The following is a 16903-nucleotide window of genomic DNA, read 5'->3' on the forward strand; positions in this document are numbered from 1 at the left end:
CCGCTGTTCCCTGTGGGGGCAGCGGCTGGCGCGTATCAAGGAGATATGAACGTGACGACCGATGCGGGTGCGCCCTGGCTGATCGTGGGGCTGGGGAATCCCGGGCCGGAGTACGCCATGAACCGGCACAACGTGGGGTTCATGGTGGCTGATCTGCTGGCGGAGCGGGTCGGGGGCAGGTTCAAGCGGGCGGGGAAGGCGCAGGCGCAGGTGGTGGAGGGCCGGATCGGTCCGCCGGGGCCGGCGAGTCGTCGGGTGGTTCTGGCGAAGCCGATGTCGTACATGAACCTGTCGGGTGGTCCGGTGAACGCGCTGCGTGATTTCTACAAGGTGCCGGTGGCGAATGTCGTGGCGGTGCATGACGAGTTGGACATCGGTTACGGGGTGTTGCGGTTGAAGCTGGGGGGTGGTGACAACGGGCACAACGGTCTGAAGTCGATGACGAAGGTGATGGGGTCGGACTATCACCGGGTGCGGTTCGGGATCGGGCGTCCGCCGGGTCGTCAGCAGGTCGCGGATTTTGTGTTGAAGGATTTTTCGTCGGCGGAGCGCAAGGAGCTGGACTACTTCGTGGATCGGGCGGCGGATGCGGTGGAGTGTCTGGTGATCGAGGGGTTGGAGCGGGCGCAGGGGACGTACAACTCCTGACGTCGGTTCCCGTCCGGCCGAGATTGACTTTGGGCTAGGCAATGGCCAAGGATCGCGGCCATGCCTACTGCCGTCGTCTCCACTCAGGGCGCGTTCACGGTGCTGCGGTTCGGGCGGCTCGCGGCGATGGGGGTCGTCGCCGCGCTGATCCTGATCGCAGGAGTGTGGGCGTCCTGGAGTTCCGCCCAGTACGTGATGCTCACCAAGGGCCGGGAGAGCGGGACCATCGAGGTGACGGGGTGCGGTGCGGACACCTGCACCGGGCCCTACGCGCCGATCTCCGCGGGGTCGCAGGCCCGGGAGCGGGTCGTGATCGAGAACTCGGCCGCCGTGGCGGACGGCGAGACGTACACCGTCGTGATGAAACCCGGTAGCAGCGAGGTCGTCCGGTCCGGTCCCGCCGGGATCCTCTACTCCTGGGTGCCGCTGGGCGGGGCGCTGCTGCTCGCGTCGGTGGTGGTCGCGGGCGGGCTGGGGCGGACGCGGGCGGCGTGGGTGATGGCCGGGTCGGGGTTCGCGCTGATCACGGCGGCTTTTCTCGTGATCTGAGCGATCTGAGCGATCCGGGCGATCTGAGGGATCGGAGTGGCCTGGGCCGGCATCGCCGATCTCCACGTCTGTGAAGGATCTGAGCGTTGCCTGTTCGTGCTTGTTCTGCCGGCGGGTCGGGCTGGAGGCTGAGCCGCCCCCTCCACATCTTCCCCATTGGTTTCTCGAAGATGGACTGCCCCATGCGTACCCTCACTCGCGCCGGCGCCCTGTCCGCCGTCGCCACGGCCGCTCTCCTCACCTCCCCGGCCGTCGCCCACGCGACCGCCCCGGGCGACAACGGCACCGTCAAGATCCACGACACCGCCACCGGCGAGGAACTCCGCAAGAACGAACCGCACGTCTGCACGTTCTACCTGGACGCCTTCGGCTTCGACGCCGGCCAGCAGATCGACTGGCACATCGAGGCCTGGGCCCCGACCGCCGCCACCAAGGGCGAGACGGTCACGGCCGGCGCCCTCACCCTCGACGCCGACGGTCACGGCCGTACGAACGACCTGTCGCTGCCCGACGGGCACTACAAACTGTTCTGGAACTTCGACGGCGAGCACGGCTCGGCCAAGCACAAGGTGTTCTGGACGGACTGCGAGGAGGAGAGCGACGACACGACGCCGTCCGCCACCCCGTCGGAGACGGTCGGCACCGAGGCTCCGGCTGCCTCCCCGAGCACGTCCGCCGAGGAGGGTGCCGCTCCCACCGCGTCCTCCTCGCCGTCCGCCCAGGGTGGCACCGCCGAGGGCGATCTCGCCGAGACCGGCAACGGTGCCCCGGTGGGCCTGCTGTCCGGCGCCGCCGCCGCGCTGCTCGCCGCCGGCGGTTACCTGGTCTTCCGGCGCCGGAAGGCAAGCCAGAGCTGACGGCCGTAGCACAAACCGGCGGTGCCCCCGTGCTCGTACAGCACGGGGGCACCGTCGGGTCCGGGCCGGTCAGCCGGTGTTGCGCAGGCCGGCGGCGACGCCGTTGACCGTCAGCAGCAGGGCCCGCGCCAGCAGCGGGTCGGGCTCGGCGCCCGCGGCCGCTGCGTCACGCTGGCGCTTCAGGAGGGCGACCTGGAGGTAGGAGATGGGGTCCAGGTAGGCGTCGCGGATGGTGAAGGTCTGCTTCAGGACGGGCTGGGCGTCGAGAAGTTCGTCCTCGCCGGTGACGCGGAGGATCTCCCGCACGGTCAGTTCGTGCTCGGCGCGGATGGTGTCGAAGACGTGCTTGAGCTCGTCGGGGACGAGGGTGTCGACGTAGTGCCCGGCGATCCGCAGGTCCGTCTTGGCCAGCGTCATCTCGACGTTGGAGACGAAGTTGCGGAAGAAGTGCCACTGCTCGTGCATCTCGTCGAGCACGGTGTCCAGGCCCGCCTCGCGCAGCGCCTTCAGGCCGGAGCCGACGCCGAACCAGCCGGGGACGATCTGCCGGGACTGGGTCCAGCCGAACACCCACGGGATGGCCCGCAGTCCGTCCAGGCCCGCGCCCGAGTCGGGGCGGCGGGACGGCCTCGACCCCAGATGCAGATCGGCGAGCTGGTCGACCGGCGTGGAGGCGAAGAAGTACGCCGGCAGGTCCGGGTCCTCCACCAGCCTGCGGTACGCCGCGTGCGCCGCGTCGCTGACCACGTCCATCGCCGCGTCCCAGCGGGCCAGCGCCTCCCCGGACTGGCGGGGCGCGGTGTGCAGGGCGGAGGCCTGCAGGGTCGCGGCCACCGTCAGCTCCAGGTTCTCCCTGGCCAGCGACGGGATCAGATACTTGTCGGAGATGACCTCGCCCTGCTCGGTCACCTTGATCTCGCCCTCCAGGGTGCCCCAGGGCTGGGCGAGGATCGCGTCGTGGGTGGGGCCGCCGCCACGGCCGACGGTGCCGCCGCGGCCGTGGAAGAGGCGCAGCCGTACGCCGTAGCGGTGGGCGACGTCACGCAGCCGCCGCTGGGCGCGGTGGATCTCCCACTGCGAGGTCGTGATGCCGCCGAACTTCGAGGAGTCGGAGTAGCCGAGCATGACCTCCTGCACGTCGCCCCTGAGGGCGACCAGGCGCCGGTAGGACGGGTCGGCGAGCATGTCCTCGAGGATGGAGTCGGCGGCCTTGAGCTCGTCCGTCGTCTCAAGGAGCGGCACGATGCCGATCTTCGCCCAGCCGGCGTGCAGGTCGATCAGGCCGGCCTCGCGGGCCAGCACCGCCGCCGCGAAGACGTCGTCGGCGCCCTGGCACATCGAGATGATGTACGACTCGATGACCTCGGGCCCGAACACCTCCAGGGCCCGCTTGACCGTCCGGAAGACGCCGAAGGTCTTCTCGCCGGCCGCGTCGACGGGCGCGGGCGTCGGGGCCAGCGGCCTGCGCGACCTGAGTTCCTTGGCGAGCAGCTTCGTACGGTAGTCGCGCGGCATGTCCGCGTACCGCCAGGACTCCTCACCCAGCCGGTCGAACAGCTGGCCGAGAGCGTGGTGGTGGGCGTCCGCGTGTTCGCGTACGTCCATGGTGGCGAGCTGGAGACCGAAGGCGGCCAGCGTGCGGATGGTGCGGTCCAGGCGGCCGTCGGCGAACAGTGCGCCGCGGTGCTCGCGCAGGGAGGTCTGGATCAGCTTGAGGTCGTGGAGCAGCTCGCTGGTGCCGAGGTAGTCGCGGCCCGCCTCGTGCGGGATGCCCTTGGCGAGGCGCTGCTTGGTGTTCTCCAGCTTCTGCCGGATGCAGGTGGCCTTCAGGCGGTAGGGCTCCTCGGCGTTCAGCCGCTTGTAGCGGGGGCTGATCTCGGGGAGCCGCTCCAGGTCCGCCTGGAGGGAGTCCAGCAGTTCCTCGGTGGCGCCCGTGTACCTGATGGAGTTCGACAGGAAGCCGCGCAGCTCGTCGATCATCTCCAGGGCGTCGTTGATGCCGTGCTCGTGCTGGAGGATCAGCACCTCCCAGGTGACCTCGGGGGTCACGTTGGGGTTGCCGTCGCGGTCGCCGCCGATCCAGGTGCCGAAGGTGAGCGGACGGGTGTCGTCGGGGAGCCTGACACCGACGCGCTCCAGCTCGGCGGTGAGGTCCTCGAGGACGTCACCGACGGCGCCCGCGTGCAGCTCGTCGAGGTAGTAGATCGCGTTGCGGGCCTCGTCGGCCGGTTCGGGGCGTACGACCCGCAGCTCGTCGGTCTGCCATACGAGGTCGATGTTCTCGGCCAGACGGATGTCGTGGCGGCGCCGGTCGGCGTCGATGACGGGGGTGTCCAGCAGCGCGGCGATGCGCCGCAGCTTGTTCAGGACCGAACGGCGGGCGGCCTCCGTGGGGTGGGCCGTGAACACCGGACGAACATTGAGGTGGCGGACCGTCTCCCGCAGATGCTCCGGGTCGGCGTCCTTCAGCCGGTCCGCCGTACGGGAGAGCAGTCCGCCCTCGGCGGCGCGCCTGGCGCGCAGTTCACGGCCGCGGTGGACCTGCTCGGTGACGTTGGCCAGGTGGAAGTACGTGGAGAAGGCGCGGACCAGCTTGGCCGCCGTCTCCAGTTCGGTGCCACGCAGCAGTTCGGCGGCGGCCTCGCCGTCCTCGCGGGTGAGGCGGCGCACCTTCTCTACGAGTTCCAGCAGCTCAGGGCCCTCCTGGCGGACGAGTGTCTCACCGAGGAGGTCGCCCAGCCGGCGGATGTCGGCACGCAACTCGGTGCTGGTCGCCGTGGTGCGCGTAGTCAGGTCGTCGGCACTGCTCACAGGTGCGGCTCCTTGCAGTGTTGAAGCTCGTCTGAAGCTCGTGAGGGAGGGAACCCGATGACCCGTTCGCGCGGCGGGGTGCCGCATACGGGCCGGATCATCCGGGAAGTAAACAGAGCGGACCGCGCTGTCCGACCGACTCCAGGATAGGTGTCGGCCGGGACGCGCAGCTCACGGGCTCTTGCCGCCGGGCGGCGCACTGACATACTTACGACGCCGTAGGTTACGGAACCGTAGGGAAGGCTCTTTCGAGCCCCACTCGCGGACTTCCCCCAGCCACGGCACCTATCTCAACCCTCGAAACCCCACAGGGGACGCCCCATGACCACGAGCTCCGATGTGATCGACGACGCCCCGAAGGCGACCTCCCAGGACACCTCCGCCTCCCAGCCGGCCGGCACCCTGGGCGGTGACCGCAAGGGTTCGGCGGAGCAGATCGCGCTTCTGCTCTTCATCATCGTCCCGTTCCTCGCGCTGATCGCGGCGGTGCCGCTGGCGTGGGGGTGGGGCGTGAGCTGGCTGGACCTCGGCCTGCTGGTCTTCTTCTACTTCCTCGGCTGCCACGGCATCACGATCGGTTTCCACCGCCATTTCACCCACAGTTCGTTCAAGGCCAAGCGACCCCTGAAGATCGCACTGGCGATCGCGGGCTCGCTGGCGGTCGAGGGCCCCCTGGTGCGCTGGGTGGCCGACCATCGCAAGCATCACAGGTTCTCCGACGCGGAGGGCGACCCGCACTCGCCGTGGCGTTACGGCGAGACCGTGCCGGCCCTGATGAAGGGCCTGTGGTGGGCGCACATCGGATGGATGTTCGACGAGGAGCGCACGCCGCAGGACAAGTACGCGCCGGACCTGATCAAGGACCGGACGCTGCGGAACATCTCCCGTCAGTTCATCCTGTGGACGGTGGTGTCTCTGGCCCTGCCGGCGCTGATCGGCGGTCTGGTGACGATGTCCTGGTGGGGCGCGTTCACCGGGTTCTTCTGGGGGTCACTCGTCCGGGTGGCGTTGCTGCATCACGTGACGTGGTCGATCAACTCGATCTGCCACGCGGTCGGCAAGCGCCCGTTCAGGTCGCGTGACCGCTCGGGCAACGTGTGGTGGCTGGCGATCCTGTCCTGCGGCGAGTCCTGGCACAACCTGCACCACGCCGACCCGACCTCGGCGCGGCACGGTGTGGAGCGCGGCCAGATCGACTCCTCGGCCCGGCTGATCCGCTGGTTCGAGCTGGCCGGGTGGGCCTACGACGTGCGCTGGCCGTCACGCTCGCGTATCGATTCCCGCCGGAACACCGGTGCAGACGGCTCCCGGCGCGGGCGGGAGACCGCTGAGGCGGCATGATTGACGGCGTGGCGACCGACTCCAGCAGCACTTCCAGCAACGAGAAGCCGCGGCGCACGCGCCGTACCCGTATGACCGGTGCGGAGCGTCGCCAGCAGCTGCTGGAGATCGGTCGCACCCTCTTCGCCGCGAAGGGCTTCGAGGGCACGTCGGTGGAGGAGATCGCCGCGAAGGCGGGCGTCTCGAAACCGGTGGTGTACGAGCACTTCGGCGGCAAGGAGGGCCTGTACGCGGTGGTCGTGGACCGCGAGATGCGGCGCCTGCTGGACATGGTGACCAGCTCGCTGACCGCGGGCCATCCGCGTGAGCTGTGCGAACAGGCGGCGTTCGCGCTGCTGGACTACATCGAGGAGTACACGGACGGTTTCCGCATCCTGGTCCGTGACTCCCCCATCCCGCAGTCGACCGGCTCCTTCGCTTCTCTCATCTCGGACATCGCCACCCAGGTGGAGGACATCCTGGGCCGCGAGTTCAAAAGCCGCGGCTTCGACCCCAAGCTGGCCCCCCTCTACGCCCAGGCCCTGGTCGGCATGGTCGCGCTGACCGGCCAGTGGTGGCTGGAGGTACGCCGCCCGAAGAAGGCGGAGGTGGCGGCCCACCTGGTGAACCTGGCCTGGCACGGCCTGGACGGGCTGGAGCAGAAGCCGCGGTTGATCGGGCACCGGAAGAGCTGATTCGGGGCCGCCCGATGGCGGTGATCATCACGTCTCCTTGCGGGCGACGGCGAAGATGCGGCGGAACGGGAACGGGGTGCCGTGCCTGCCGGGTGGGTAGGCACGGCGCAGGGCGGTCCGGTAGTCGTTCAGGAACTCGTCCTTCGCCGCGGGGTCGTCCGCGAGGGCGGTGAGGACGGGGCGCAGGCCGGTGCCCTTCACCCAGTCCAGGACGGGGTCCTCGCCGGTCAGCAGATGGATGTACGTGGTCTCCCAGACGTCGGCCGTACAGCCGAGGGCGGTGAGGTGCTCCAGGTAGGTCTCGGGCGCCAGGACCGCCTCGTCGTGGCGCAGGACGCCCGAGAGGCGGGGGTGGGCGGCGGCGAGGTCGCGCATCAGGCGGTGGCTGGGGCGTCGAAGTTGCCGGGGACCTGGAAGGCGAAGGTGCCGCCGGGGCGAGGGCGGCGATCCAGTCGCCGAAGCGGTCGGCGTGGCCGGGCACCCACTGGAGCGTGGCGTTGCTGATGATCAGTTCGTGCGGCTCCGTCGGCGTCCAGGTGCGCACGTCCGCGTGGGCGAAGTCGAGGCGGCCGCCGGCCGGGGTGGGGCCCGCCTGGGCCCGGGCGTCAGTAAGCATCTCCGGGGAGTTGTCGTAGCCGGTGATGTGCGCGGTGGGCCAGCGCCGGGCGAGCAGGGCCGTGACGTTGCCGGGGCCGCAGCCGAGGTCGGCGATGCGGGGGCGGTCGGCCGGGAGGTCGGGGACGTGAGCGAGGAGGTCGGCGAAGGGGCGGGCGCGGTGGCCGGCGTGACGCAGGTACTGGGCGGGGTCCCAGGTGGCAGCGGCAGACATGGCGGGCCTTCCTTGAAGTCACCGTAGGTCGGCCCCAGCTTGCCTCTCAAGGTATCTTGACGTCAAGAGACTTCACGTCGACACAACCACTACACTGATCGCCATGGAGGACGAGGTCGATCGGCTGGTCGCAGCATGGCGCCGGGAGCGCCCGGACCTCGACGTGGAACCGCTCGAGGTGCTCAGCCGGGTGAGCAGACTCGCCCGGCACCTGGACCGCGCACGCCGGCTGGCCTTCGCCGAGCACCACCTGGAGCCCTGGGAGTTCGACGTCCTGACGGCACTGCGCCGCGCGGGCACCCCGTACCAGCTCTCCCCCGGACAGCTGCTGACCCAGACTCTGGTCACCTCGGGCACGATGACGAACCGTATCGACCGCCTGGCGAAGAAGGGCCTGGTGGAACGCCTGCCCGACCCCAGCGACCGGCGCGGCGTCCTGGTCCGCCTCACCGACGAGGGCCGGGACCGCGCCGACCAGGCACTGGCGGGCCTGCTGGACCAGGAGCGGGCGATCCTCGCGGAGCTGTCCCACGCCCAGCGCAGCGAACTGGCGGCGCTGCTACGCCAGTTGACCGCCCCGTTCGACAACATCCCCGGCTAGGTCCACTGGCCCGACCCCCGCCCTGCGCGCCAGCGCGACGGCGGCGAGGGTGGAGTGGACGCCGAGCTTGCCGAGGACGTTCTGCATATGCGTCCGCACGGTGTGCGGGGACAGATACAGCCGCTCGGCGACGGCCTTGCGCCCGAGCCCCGCGACCATGCACCGCAGCACCTCCCGCTCCCGCGGGGTGAGGGACTCCACCAGCCGCTCGCTCTCGGTGCGGTGCTTCCGAGCAGCCGTCAGCTCGCGCAGCACCCCGGTGAGCAGGGCGGGCGGCAGATGCGTCTCGTCACGCAGCACACCTCGTATGACCGTGAGCAGCCGGGACAGCGAACAGTCCTTGGCGACCCACCCGCCGGCCCCTGCCTGCAGGGCGAGGGCGGCACGCCGCGGATCGTCCTTCTCGGCGAGAACGACGATCCGCGCCGCAGGCTGTGCCGACCGGACCGCCGTGACGAGGGAGATCCCGTCCACCACCCCGTCCACACCGCCCTCCTGCACGGGCACGGGCACGGCGGGCCGCACTGTGGGTACGTTCCCGCCCAGATCGGCGTCGACGAGCAGTACGTCGAACCGGCGGCCCTCGGCGGCCGCGCGCTCCAGGCTGCGCAGCGCGGCGGGACCGCTGCCGGCCGCGGAGACGTCGACGTCGGGCTCGGCGGCCAGGGCCGCGGCGAGGGACTCGGCGAAGATGCGGTGGTCGTCGACGACCAGGACTCGGATGCGAACCACAAAACCCCCTTCCCCACGCTCTCCAAGAGCAGGGGATCCATCGTCGGGAGCCGCCGACCGGTGCGGGTACGACGCCCGAAGCGCTCCCGGGTTGTTGTTTCTGCCGTTCCCCAGGACGGGGTCGCCGCAGCCGCACGGCCGCCGCCGTGCAGACACTGCTACCCCCACTTCGGGCGTCGTACCCGACTTGTCTCGCCCCCTGAACAGCACCGGCCCCCACCGGTGCCGTTCATCAGGGTACGGCCGGGTACCGGGAGCGGAAGGTAATTTGCAGAACTGGTTGTCCGACGCGTTTATGGTGAGCCGCATGTTTCGTATGGAGACAGAAGTCGACAAATCCCGGCGCGATCTTCTCCGCACCCGGCTCCGCAACAGCAATACGGCCGCGTCCCCCGTCCTACGCGACCTGCGCGGCACCCCCGCCGAACGCGAAGTCCCCCTCCACGTGTGGGTGTTGGACGGCTCGGACGCCCTGGCGGGCGGGCTGGTGGGGCATACGTGGGCGGCGTGGCTGCACGTGACGTACCTGTGGGTCGACGAACGCCACCGGGGTGCGGGGCTGGGTTCGCGACTGCTGTCCGAGGCGGAGCGGGTGGCGCGGGCGGAACGGGGCTGCTCGGCGTCCCGGCTGGAGACGTGGGACTTCCAGGCGCCGAAGTTCTACGAGAAACAGGGGTACGACGTGGTGTGCGCGATCCCGGACTATCCCCCCGGGATCACGGAGTTCACGCTGACGAAGCGCTTGGGGACACCCCGGTGACGGCCGGCATCATCCTCATGTCCGACGCCCGGGTGGCGGCCGTCCCCGTCGAGGACGACGGCCAACGGCTCCTGGACGTACGGCAGGACGCCACCCTGCTCGTCGACCGGAAGCGCCAGGACGCGACGGGAGCGTACGCTCACCTGCGCGAAGGCGTCCTGCACCGCCTCCGCGCCGCCCAGTCTCTGCTCCCAGCGGGACTTCGCCTCCTCGTCGTCGAGGGCTACCGCCCCCTCGCCCTGCAACGCACGTACTTCGAGGACTACGCGGCCACGCTCCGCACCGCCAACCCGAACTGGCCGGAAACCCAGGTCCACACCGCCGCCAGCCGTTACGTCTCCCCACCCGGCATCGCCCCGCACAGCGCAGGCGCCGCCGTCGACCTCACGCTCGCCGACACCGACGGACACGAACTCGACCTTGGCACATGGATCAACGCCAGCCCCGAGGAAAGCAAGGGCGCCTGCTACACACAGGCGACCGACATCACCGCAGCGGCCCAGGAGAACCGCCGAATCCTCTGCACGGCCCTGACCGCCGCCGGCCTGGTCAACTACCCGACGGAGTGGTGGCACTGGTCCTACGGGGACCGGTACTGGGCGCTGATGACGGGCGCCGCGACAGCTCGCTACGGGCCGTACGAATCGTTGTAGCGGAAGCCGCTTTCGTGGCCGTTCCCTGGGCCTTCATGACCTCCGTCGTTCCGGGAAAGATGCTGTTGGCGACTCCCGGTCGGTGGGGTGGCGGACTGGCCGGCGGCCCAGGGGGCCACGGTGTACGGCCCGGATTATGTGACACTTTCGCGGAGAGCGTCACATTCCCACGGCCGACTACCCGGCCGCAGCGGATTCGCCAACAGCGTCTTCCGGGAAACGCCGGCGCCCACGTGACGGCGTCGTACCGGCCGGTGCTCGAAGTGCCGGCCAGCCAGCGCATGCGTCTCTCACCGGGTCGATCCAGTGGACCGCCGCTGAGTGGGTGGTTTGAAGGGTGCAGCCTTCCGTCCCGGTGTCTCTGATCGGGTAGCGCCGTTGGCGACTGGAGTGTTTGACTCTCGCGCATGTCAACGGCCCTTGGTGTGTCCCGACCTGACCAGGCTTCCTACATGTTGCGAGCCGCTGCGAGCGGTGCCGGCCGCGCATACAAGCAGGAGCTGATCAACCTGCTGGACGTTCAGCCGGGTCAGACCGTGCTGGATGTGGGATGCGGACCGGGAACAGACCTGGCCGCGCTGGCGGAACGCGTCGGCGACAGCGGCACCGTGATCGGTGTGGACCGTGATCCGGCCATGCTCGCCCAGGCCCGTCGGCGCACGGAGGGCCTGCCGGTGGTCGAGGTCCGCGAGGGGGACGCGCACGCCCTCCCGGTCGAACCGGGAACAGCGGACCGGGCCAAGATCGATCGGGTCCTCATGCACGTTGCCCAACCAGCCGAAGTGCTTGCACAACTGCATCTGGCCACCCGGCCAGGCGCCCTGATCGGCCTCGTCGAACCGGATTGGGACACCTTGATCGTCGACTCGGAAGACCTCGGCACAAGCCGTGCATTCACGCGCTACACCACCTCGGAAGTGGTCCGTCACGCCACCATCGGCCGCAGTCTCGCCCGCCACGCGGAGCAGGCAGGCTTCGTCGTCGAGACCGTGCTGGCCACGACACCGCTCTTTCGCGATTTCGCGGATGCCGATCACATGCTGGGGCTCGGCCGCAACATGCAGCAGGCGATCCAGGACGGTCGCATCGACGAATCGCGCGGTCACCGCTGGTTCACGTCTCTCGCCGAAGGCCCGTTCTTCGCGTCCTTCACGCTGTTCAGCGTGATCTGCTCCCGTTGACCCGGGCAGGGCATCCGAGCTGTGCGACGCCGACCTGCTCGGGGCGGTCGTCGTCCAGGTCCCCCGCAACGACATCGAACTGCACAGCAGTCAGCCCTGCTCTCGACCTCTGTGCGGGCAAGGCCGACCAATCCGCCCCGAGCCTCACCCCACCCGCCGCCCCCGCCGAAGGCACCGCCTCGAACACCCGTGGCGCGGTGAAGCCGGCGGCTGCGAAGGCCTCCTCCACCGCCTTGGTGATGGTGTCCACGTCGGCGACGTCGGCCAGGACGATCGCCGAGCCGCCGAAGCCGCCGCCCGTCATGCGCGCGCCCAGCGCGCCTGCGGACAACGCCGTGTCAACGACCAGGTCCAGCTCCGGGCACGAGATGCGGAAGTCGTCACGCAGCGAGGCGTGGCCCTCGGTGAGGACCGGGCCGATCGCGCGGGTCTCGCCCGATTCCAGCAGGGCGACGACTCGTTCGACGCGTTCGTCCTCCGTGACCACGTGGCGGACCAGGCGGCGGACCTCCTCCTCGTCGCCCAGGCGGGCCAGCGCCGCGTCCAGCTCGGCGTACGGCACATCACGCAACGCGTCGACGCCCAGCAGGGCCGCGCCCTTCTCGCAGCCGGCGCGGCGCTTGCCGTACTCGCCGGTGCTGTGTTCGTGCTTGACCTGGGTGTCGACGACCAGCAGGCGCATGCCCTCGGCCGCGAGGTCGAAGGGGATCTGGCGCTGGGAGAGGTCGCGGGTGTCCAGGAACAGGGCGTGGCCCGCGGTGCAGCAGGCGGAGGCCGTCTGGTCCATGATGCCGACCGGGGCGCCGACGTAGACGTTCTCGGCGCGCTGGCACAGGCGGGCCAACTGCCAGCCCTTCAGGTCCAGTTCGTAGAGGTCGTTGAGCGCGAAGGCGATCACCACCTCCAGCGCCGCCGACGACGACAGGCCCGCGCCCGCCGGGACCGTGGAGGTCAGGTGGACGTCCGCGCCGGTCACCTCGTGGCCGGCCGCGCGCAGCGCCCAGACCACGCCCGCCGGGTACGCCGTCCAGTTCCTGTCCGACTCCGGCTCCAGGGCGTCGACGTCCAGTTCGACGACGCCGCCCTCGACGTCCGACGAGTGCAGACGCAGTACGCCGTCGGCGCGGCGCGAGACCGCGGCGACCGCGGTGTGCGGCAGCGCGAACGGCATCACGAAGCCGTCGTTGTAGTCGGTGTGCTCGCCGATGAGGTTGACCCGGCCCGGTGCGGCCCACACGCCGTCCGGTTCGGCCCCGTACAGCTCCTTGAACCGCTCGGCGACAGTCCCTGCGGCGATCTCGCCGGCCTCGCTGCTCATACCCCTGACCCCTGACCTTCCGTACGTTCTACTTGCCGTGCCGCTGCGCGAAGTCCCACGCGTCCGCGACGATTCCCGCGAGATCCGCGCGGGACGGGTTCCAGCCGAGGCGACCGCGGGCCGTGTCGGCCGACGCCACCAGGACCGCCGGGTCGCCGCCGCGGCGCGGGGCCACGACCTCGGGGATCGGGTGGCCGGTGACCTGCCGGACCGTCTCGATGACCTGACGGACGGAGAAGCCGTTGCCGTTGCCGAGGTTGCAGATCAGGTGCTCGCCCGGGGTCGCCGCCGTCAGGGCCAGCAGGTGCGCCTCGGCCAGGTCGGCGACGTGGATGTAGTCGCGGACGCAGGTGCCGTCGGGCGTCGGGTAGTCGTCGCCGTAGACGGAGATCGCGTCGCGCCTGCCCTGGGCGACCTGGAGGACCAGCGGGATGAGGTGCGACTCGGGGTCGTGGCGCTCACCGAACGCGCCGTAGGCGCCCGCGACGTTGAAGTAGCGCAGCGACACCGCGCCCAGGCCGTGGGCCTTCGCCTCGCCGGTGATCATGTGGTCGACGGCGAGCTTGGAGGCGCCGTAGGGGTTCGTCGGGGCGGTGGGCGCGGTCTCGACGATCGGGACCTGCTCCGGTTCGCCGTACGTGGCCGCCGTGGAGGAGAAGACCAGCCGGCGTACGCCTGCCTCGCGCATCGCGCCGAGCAGGGCCATCGTGCCGCCGACGTTGTTGTCCCAGTACTTCTCCGGCTTCACGACCGACTCGCCGACCTGGGAGGACGCGGCGAAGTGGAGCACGGCGTCGTACGAGGAGTCCAGCCATTTGGCGGCGTCCCGGATGTCGCCCTCGACGAAGGCGGCGCCGGCGGGCACGCCCTCGCGGAAACCGGTCGAGAGGTTGTCGAGGACCGTCACCTCGTGACCGGCCTCCAGCAGATGCTGGGCGACCACGCTACCGACGTATCCCGCACCACCCGTGACCAGGTACTTCCCGCTCATGAACTCGCTACCTCTCGCAGTCGCTCGGCCGCGCGCTCCGGCGGCACGTCGTTGATGAACACGCTCATGCCGGATTCGGAACCCGCGAGAAACTTCAGCTTGCCGGACGTACGGCGGATGGTGAAAAGCTCCAGGTGAAGCGCGAAGTCGTCACGGTTGACGCCCTCGAACTCCTCCAGCTGGCCGAACGGGGCCTGGTGCCAGGCCGCGATGTACGGCGTGGGCGGTTCACCTTCGCCGAAGATCCGGTCGAAGCGCCTCAAGAGTTCCAGATAAACCTGGGGGAATTCTGAGCGCGCCGCCTCGTCGAGCCCGAGCAGATCCGGCACCCGGCGGCGCGGGTACAGGTGGACCTCGTACGGCCAGTGCGCGGCGTACGGCACGAAGGCCACCCAGTGTTCACTCGCGAGGACGATCCGCTCGTCGGCGAGTTCACGCTCCAGGACGGCGTCGAAGAGGTTCTCCCCGCCCGTCGCCTCCTTGTGGGCCGCGAGCGAGCGGAGCATCAGGGCGGTGCGGGGGGTGGTAAAGGGGTAGGCGTAGATCTGCCCGTGCGGGTGACCCAACGTGACGCCGATCTCGGCACCGCGATTCTCGAAGCAGAACACCTGTTCCACGGAGGGCTGATGGGACAGCTCGGAGGTGCGGTCGGTCCATGCGTCCAGGACCAGCCCGGCCTGTTCCTCGCTCAGATCGGCGAAGGAGGCGTTGTGGTCGGAGGTGAAGCAGACGACCTCGCAGCGGCCGGAGTCGCCGGCCAGCGAGGGGAAACGGTTCTCGAAGACCACGACGTCGTACGACGAGTCGGGGATCTCGCTCAGCCGGTCGCCCTGCGTCGGGCACAGGGGGCACTCGTCGGCCGGCGGGTGGTAGGTGCGGCCCTGGCGGTGGGAGGCGATGGCGACCGCGTCGCCGAGCAGCTCGTCACGGCGGATCTCGGAGGTCGTGACGGTCCGGTCCAGCGGACGGCGGTCGACCGCGTCGCGCACGGCGTCGTCGCGCAGGTCGTAGTAGATCAGCTCACGACCGTCGGCGAGACGGGTCGAGGTCTTCTTCACCGCGGACTCTCCATTCGAGCCACCCAAGCAATCAACAGAACTCAACACACCAAAACACAACTCACCACGACAGTCAACATCACAATCAATCAAAGCTCGACATCGGACGTGTTCAATTGGCGAACGCGGAGGCGTAGGTTCCGCTCTGGATCAGTTCAGGAACCGGTTCGGCTCAGTTCCCGCAACGAAGTCCCGCAACGAAGCGAGTGCGTATGGAAACCCCCACATACCTGGCCGCCGAGCTACGGCTCCCCACCAACTGGCTCGACTACACGATCCTCGGCATCTACTTCGTCGTCGTCCTCGGCATCGGCTTCGCCGCCCGCCGATCGGTCAAGACCAGCCTCGACTTCTTCCTGTCCGGCCGCTCCCTGCCCGCCTGGGTCACGGGTCTGGCGTTCATCGCGGCCAACCTCGGCGCCACCGAGATCCTCGGCATGGCCGCCAACAGCGCGCAGTACGGCGTCTACACCACCCACTGGTACTGGGTCGGCGCCATCCCCGCCATGGTCTTCCTCGGTCTGGTGATGATGCCGTTCTACTACGGCTCCAAGGTCCGCTCGGTTCCCGAGTTCCTGCTGCTGCGCTTCGACAAGGGGGCGCACCTGCTCAGCTCGATCCTGTTCGCCTGCGCCTCCATCCTGATCGCCGGCGTCAACCTCTACGCCCTCGCGATCGTCGTCGAGGCGCTGCTCGGCTGGCCGCAGTGGGTGGCGATCGTGATCGCCGGCTTCTTCGTGCTGGCGTACATCACCCTGGGCGGTCTGTCGTCGGCGATCTACAACGAGGTGCTGCAGTTCTTCGTGATCCTCGCCGCGCTCATCCCGATCTCGGTGCTAGGCCTGAAGAAGGTCGGCGGCTGGGACGGGCTGTCCGACACGCTGACCGAACGCCGCGGCGAGAACTTCATGACCGCGTGGGGCGGCACCGGCATCGGCCACGACAACCCGCTCGGCGCGAACTGGCTGACGATCGTCCTGGGCCTGGGGTTCGTGCTGTCCTTCGGCTACTGGACGACGAACTTCGCCGAGGTGCAGCGCGCGCTGTCGGCGAGGAACCTGTCCGCGGCGCAGCGTACGCCGCTGATCGCCGCGTTCCCGAAGATCTTCATCGTCTTCCTGGTGATGATCCCGGGCCTGGTCGCCGCGGCGCTGGTGCCGCAGATCGGTACGCCCGAGTCGGACCTGCAGTACAACGACGCGATCCCGTACCTCATGCAGGACCTGTTGCCCAACGGCGTCCTGGGCATCGCGGTCACCGGTCTCCTGGCGGCCTTCATGGCGGGCATGGCGGCCAACATCTCGGCCTTCAACACCGTCTTCACGTCCGACATCTGGGCGAAGTACGTGGTGAAGGGCCGCGAGGACGAGTACTACGTGCGGTTCGGGCGGCTCATCACGGCGATCGGTGTGCTCGCGTCCATCGGCACGGCGTTCCTCGCCTCGTCGTTCTCGAACATCATGGCGTACCTCCAGACGCTGTTCTCCTTCTTCAACGTCCCGATGTTCGTCGCCTTCATCATCGGCATGTTCTGGAAGCGGGCGTCCGCGAAGTCCGGCTTCTGGGGTCTGCTCGCCGGCACCACCGCCGCGATGGTGAACTACTTCGTCTTCTACAAGCAGGGCGTCATCGGCATCCCCACCGACCAGGGCGCCAACTTCGTCTCCGCGATCGCCGGGTTCGTCGCCGGTGCGGTGGTCATGGTGGCCGTGTCGCTCTTCACCGCGCCGAAGCCCGCGGAGGAACTCCAGGGGCTGGTCTACGGCACCCGGGCCCCCGGTGTGGCCGAGCCGCCCGCCGTGGGCGACGACGCGTGGTACCGCAAGCCGGCACTGCTCGGCTGGGGTGCCGTGATTCTGGCCGCCGCCTGCTACATCCCGTTCTCGTTCTGACCACGGGA

The 16903-nt window shown here is 69.5% G+C and carries 15 protein-coding genes and 1 pseudogene; 10 read left to right on the top strand and 6 right to left on the bottom strand.

The features are described 5' to 3' along the window. Positions 1-45 precede the first annotated feature (45 nt). The 3 genes from pth to StrepF001_RS21935 all read left to right on the top strand — a co-directional run bounded on the left by pth (position 46) and on the right by StrepF001_RS21935 (position 2054). Positions 46-648: an aminoacyl-tRNA hydrolase gene (pth, locus tag StrepF001_RS21925; RefSeq protein WP_129799916.1), complete on the top strand. Its 603-nt coding sequence runs from the start codon at positions 46-48 to the stop codon at positions 646-648. Positions 649-708: 60 nt separating this feature from the next. After that, positions 709-1197 (top strand): hypothetical protein, encoded by a 489-nt coding sequence (locus StrepF001_RS21930; RefSeq protein WP_129799917.1) that lies wholly within the window; start codon positions 709-711, stop codon positions 1195-1197. Between the two features lie 182 nt (positions 1198-1379). Next, positions 1380-2054 carry an LPXTG cell wall anchor domain-containing protein gene (locus tag StrepF001_RS21935; RefSeq protein WP_129799918.1) on the top strand — a complete coding sequence of 225 codons (675 nt, stop codon included), beginning with the start codon at positions 1380-1382 and terminating at the stop codon, positions 2052-2054. A 69-nt stretch (positions 2055-2123) separates the two neighbouring features. On the opposite strand, the gene ppc is transcribed toward StrepF001_RS21935, so the two are convergent. After that, on the bottom strand, positions 2124-4865 hold the full coding sequence (gene ppc / locus StrepF001_RS21940; RefSeq protein ID WP_129799919.1) for a phosphoenolpyruvate carboxylase: 2742 nt from the start codon (positions 4863-4865) through the stop codon (positions 2124-2126). A 321-nt stretch (positions 4866-5186) separates the two neighbouring features. On the opposite strand from ppc, the gene StrepF001_RS21945 reads away from it, so the two are divergent. Both StrepF001_RS21945 and StrepF001_RS21950 read left to right on the top strand, forming a co-directional pair. Beyond that, positions 5187-6206 (top strand): fatty acid desaturase, encoded by a 1020-nt coding sequence (locus tag StrepF001_RS21945; RefSeq protein ID WP_129799920.1) that lies wholly within the window; start codon positions 5187-5189, stop codon positions 6204-6206. Continuing rightward, on the top strand, positions 6203-6880 hold the full coding sequence (locus StrepF001_RS21950; protein ID WP_129799921.1) for a TetR/AcrR family transcriptional regulator: 678 nt from the start codon (positions 6203-6205) through the stop codon (positions 6878-6880). Before StrepF001_RS21945 ends, StrepF001_RS21950 begins: the two co-directional genes overlap by 4 nt. A 27-nt stretch (positions 6881-6907) precedes the next feature. On the opposite strand, the pseudogene StrepF001_RS21955 reads toward StrepF001_RS21950, so the two are convergent. Continuing rightward, positions 6908-7709 (bottom strand): annotated as a pseudogene (locus StrepF001_RS21955) (trans-aconitate 2-methyltransferase). A gap of 103 nt (positions 7710-7812) precedes the next feature. On the opposite strand from StrepF001_RS21955, the gene tamR reads away from it, so the two are divergent. Then, a complete protein-coding gene (tamR, locus tag StrepF001_RS21960) occupies positions 7813-8310 on the top strand; it encodes a MarR family transcriptional regulator TamR (RefSeq protein ID WP_129799922.1) in 498 nt (165 codons plus the stop codon). Here the strand turns inward: tamR and StrepF001_RS21965 are convergent. Next, positions 8269-9042, bottom strand: coding sequence for a response regulator transcription factor (locus StrepF001_RS21965; protein ID WP_129799923.1), 774 nt, complete (start codon positions 9040-9042; stop codon positions 8269-8271). The two genes, tamR and StrepF001_RS21965, sit on opposite strands and share 42 nt — an antisense overlap. Before the next feature lie 295 nt (positions 9043-9337). Here StrepF001_RS21965 and StrepF001_RS21970 point away from each other — a divergent pair, with 295 nt between their 5' ends. The 3 genes from StrepF001_RS21970 (at position 9338) to StrepF001_RS21980 (ending at position 11636) form a co-directional block, all read left to right on the top strand. After that, the gene (locus StrepF001_RS21970) at positions 9338-9802 is read left to right on the top strand and encodes a GNAT family N-acetyltransferase (RefSeq protein WP_129800093.1); all 465 of its coding nucleotides are present in this window, start codon (positions 9338-9340) and stop codon (positions 9800-9802) included. Positions 9803-9819: 17 nt separating this feature from the next. Continuing rightward, the gene (locus StrepF001_RS21975) at positions 9820-10455 is read left to right on the top strand and encodes a M15 family metallopeptidase (RefSeq protein ID WP_129800094.1); all 636 of its coding nucleotides are present in this window, start codon (positions 9820-9822) and stop codon (positions 10453-10455) included. A gap of 452 nt (positions 10456-10907) precedes the next feature. Further along, positions 10908-11636 carry a methyltransferase domain-containing protein gene (locus StrepF001_RS21980; RefSeq protein ID WP_240797604.1) on the top strand — a complete coding sequence of 243 codons (729 nt, stop codon included), beginning with the start codon at positions 10908-10910 and terminating at the stop codon, positions 11634-11636. Here the strand turns inward: StrepF001_RS21980 and galK are convergent. The 3 genes from galK to galT are packed head-to-tail and all read right to left on the bottom strand — an operon-like array spanning position 11614 to position 15003. Further along, positions 11614-12954 carry a galactokinase gene (gene galK / locus StrepF001_RS21985; protein ID WP_240797605.1) on the bottom strand — a complete coding sequence of 447 codons (1341 nt, stop codon included), beginning with the start codon at positions 12952-12954 and terminating at the stop codon, positions 11614-11616. The two genes, StrepF001_RS21980 and galK, sit on opposite strands and share 23 nt — an antisense overlap. Before the next feature lie 28 nt (positions 12955-12982). Next, positions 12983-13945: a UDP-glucose 4-epimerase GalE gene (gene galE / locus StrepF001_RS21990; RefSeq protein WP_129799925.1), complete on the bottom strand. Its 963-nt coding sequence runs from the start codon at positions 13943-13945 to the stop codon at positions 12983-12985. Next, the gene (galT, locus tag StrepF001_RS21995; RefSeq protein WP_129799926.1) at positions 13942-15003 is read right to left on the bottom strand and encodes a galactose-1-phosphate uridylyltransferase; all 1062 of its coding nucleotides are present in this window, start codon (positions 15001-15003) and stop codon (positions 13942-13944) included. Before galT ends, galE begins: the two co-directional genes overlap by 4 nt. Before the next feature lie 212 nt (positions 15004-15215). Between galT and StrepF001_RS22000 the strand changes: the two genes are divergently transcribed. Continuing rightward, complete coding sequence (locus StrepF001_RS22000; RefSeq protein WP_129799927.1) at positions 15216-16895, top strand: sodium:solute symporter family protein; 1680 nt, start codon at positions 15216-15218, stop codon at positions 16893-16895. Positions 16896-16903: the final 8 nt, after the last annotated feature.

It is taken from the genome of Streptomyces sp. F001 (genome assembly GCF_004187715.1).
In the GTDB taxonomy this organism is placed as follows: Bacteria; Actinomycetota; Actinomycetes; order Streptomycetales; family Streptomycetaceae; genus Streptomyces; species Streptomyces flavusporus.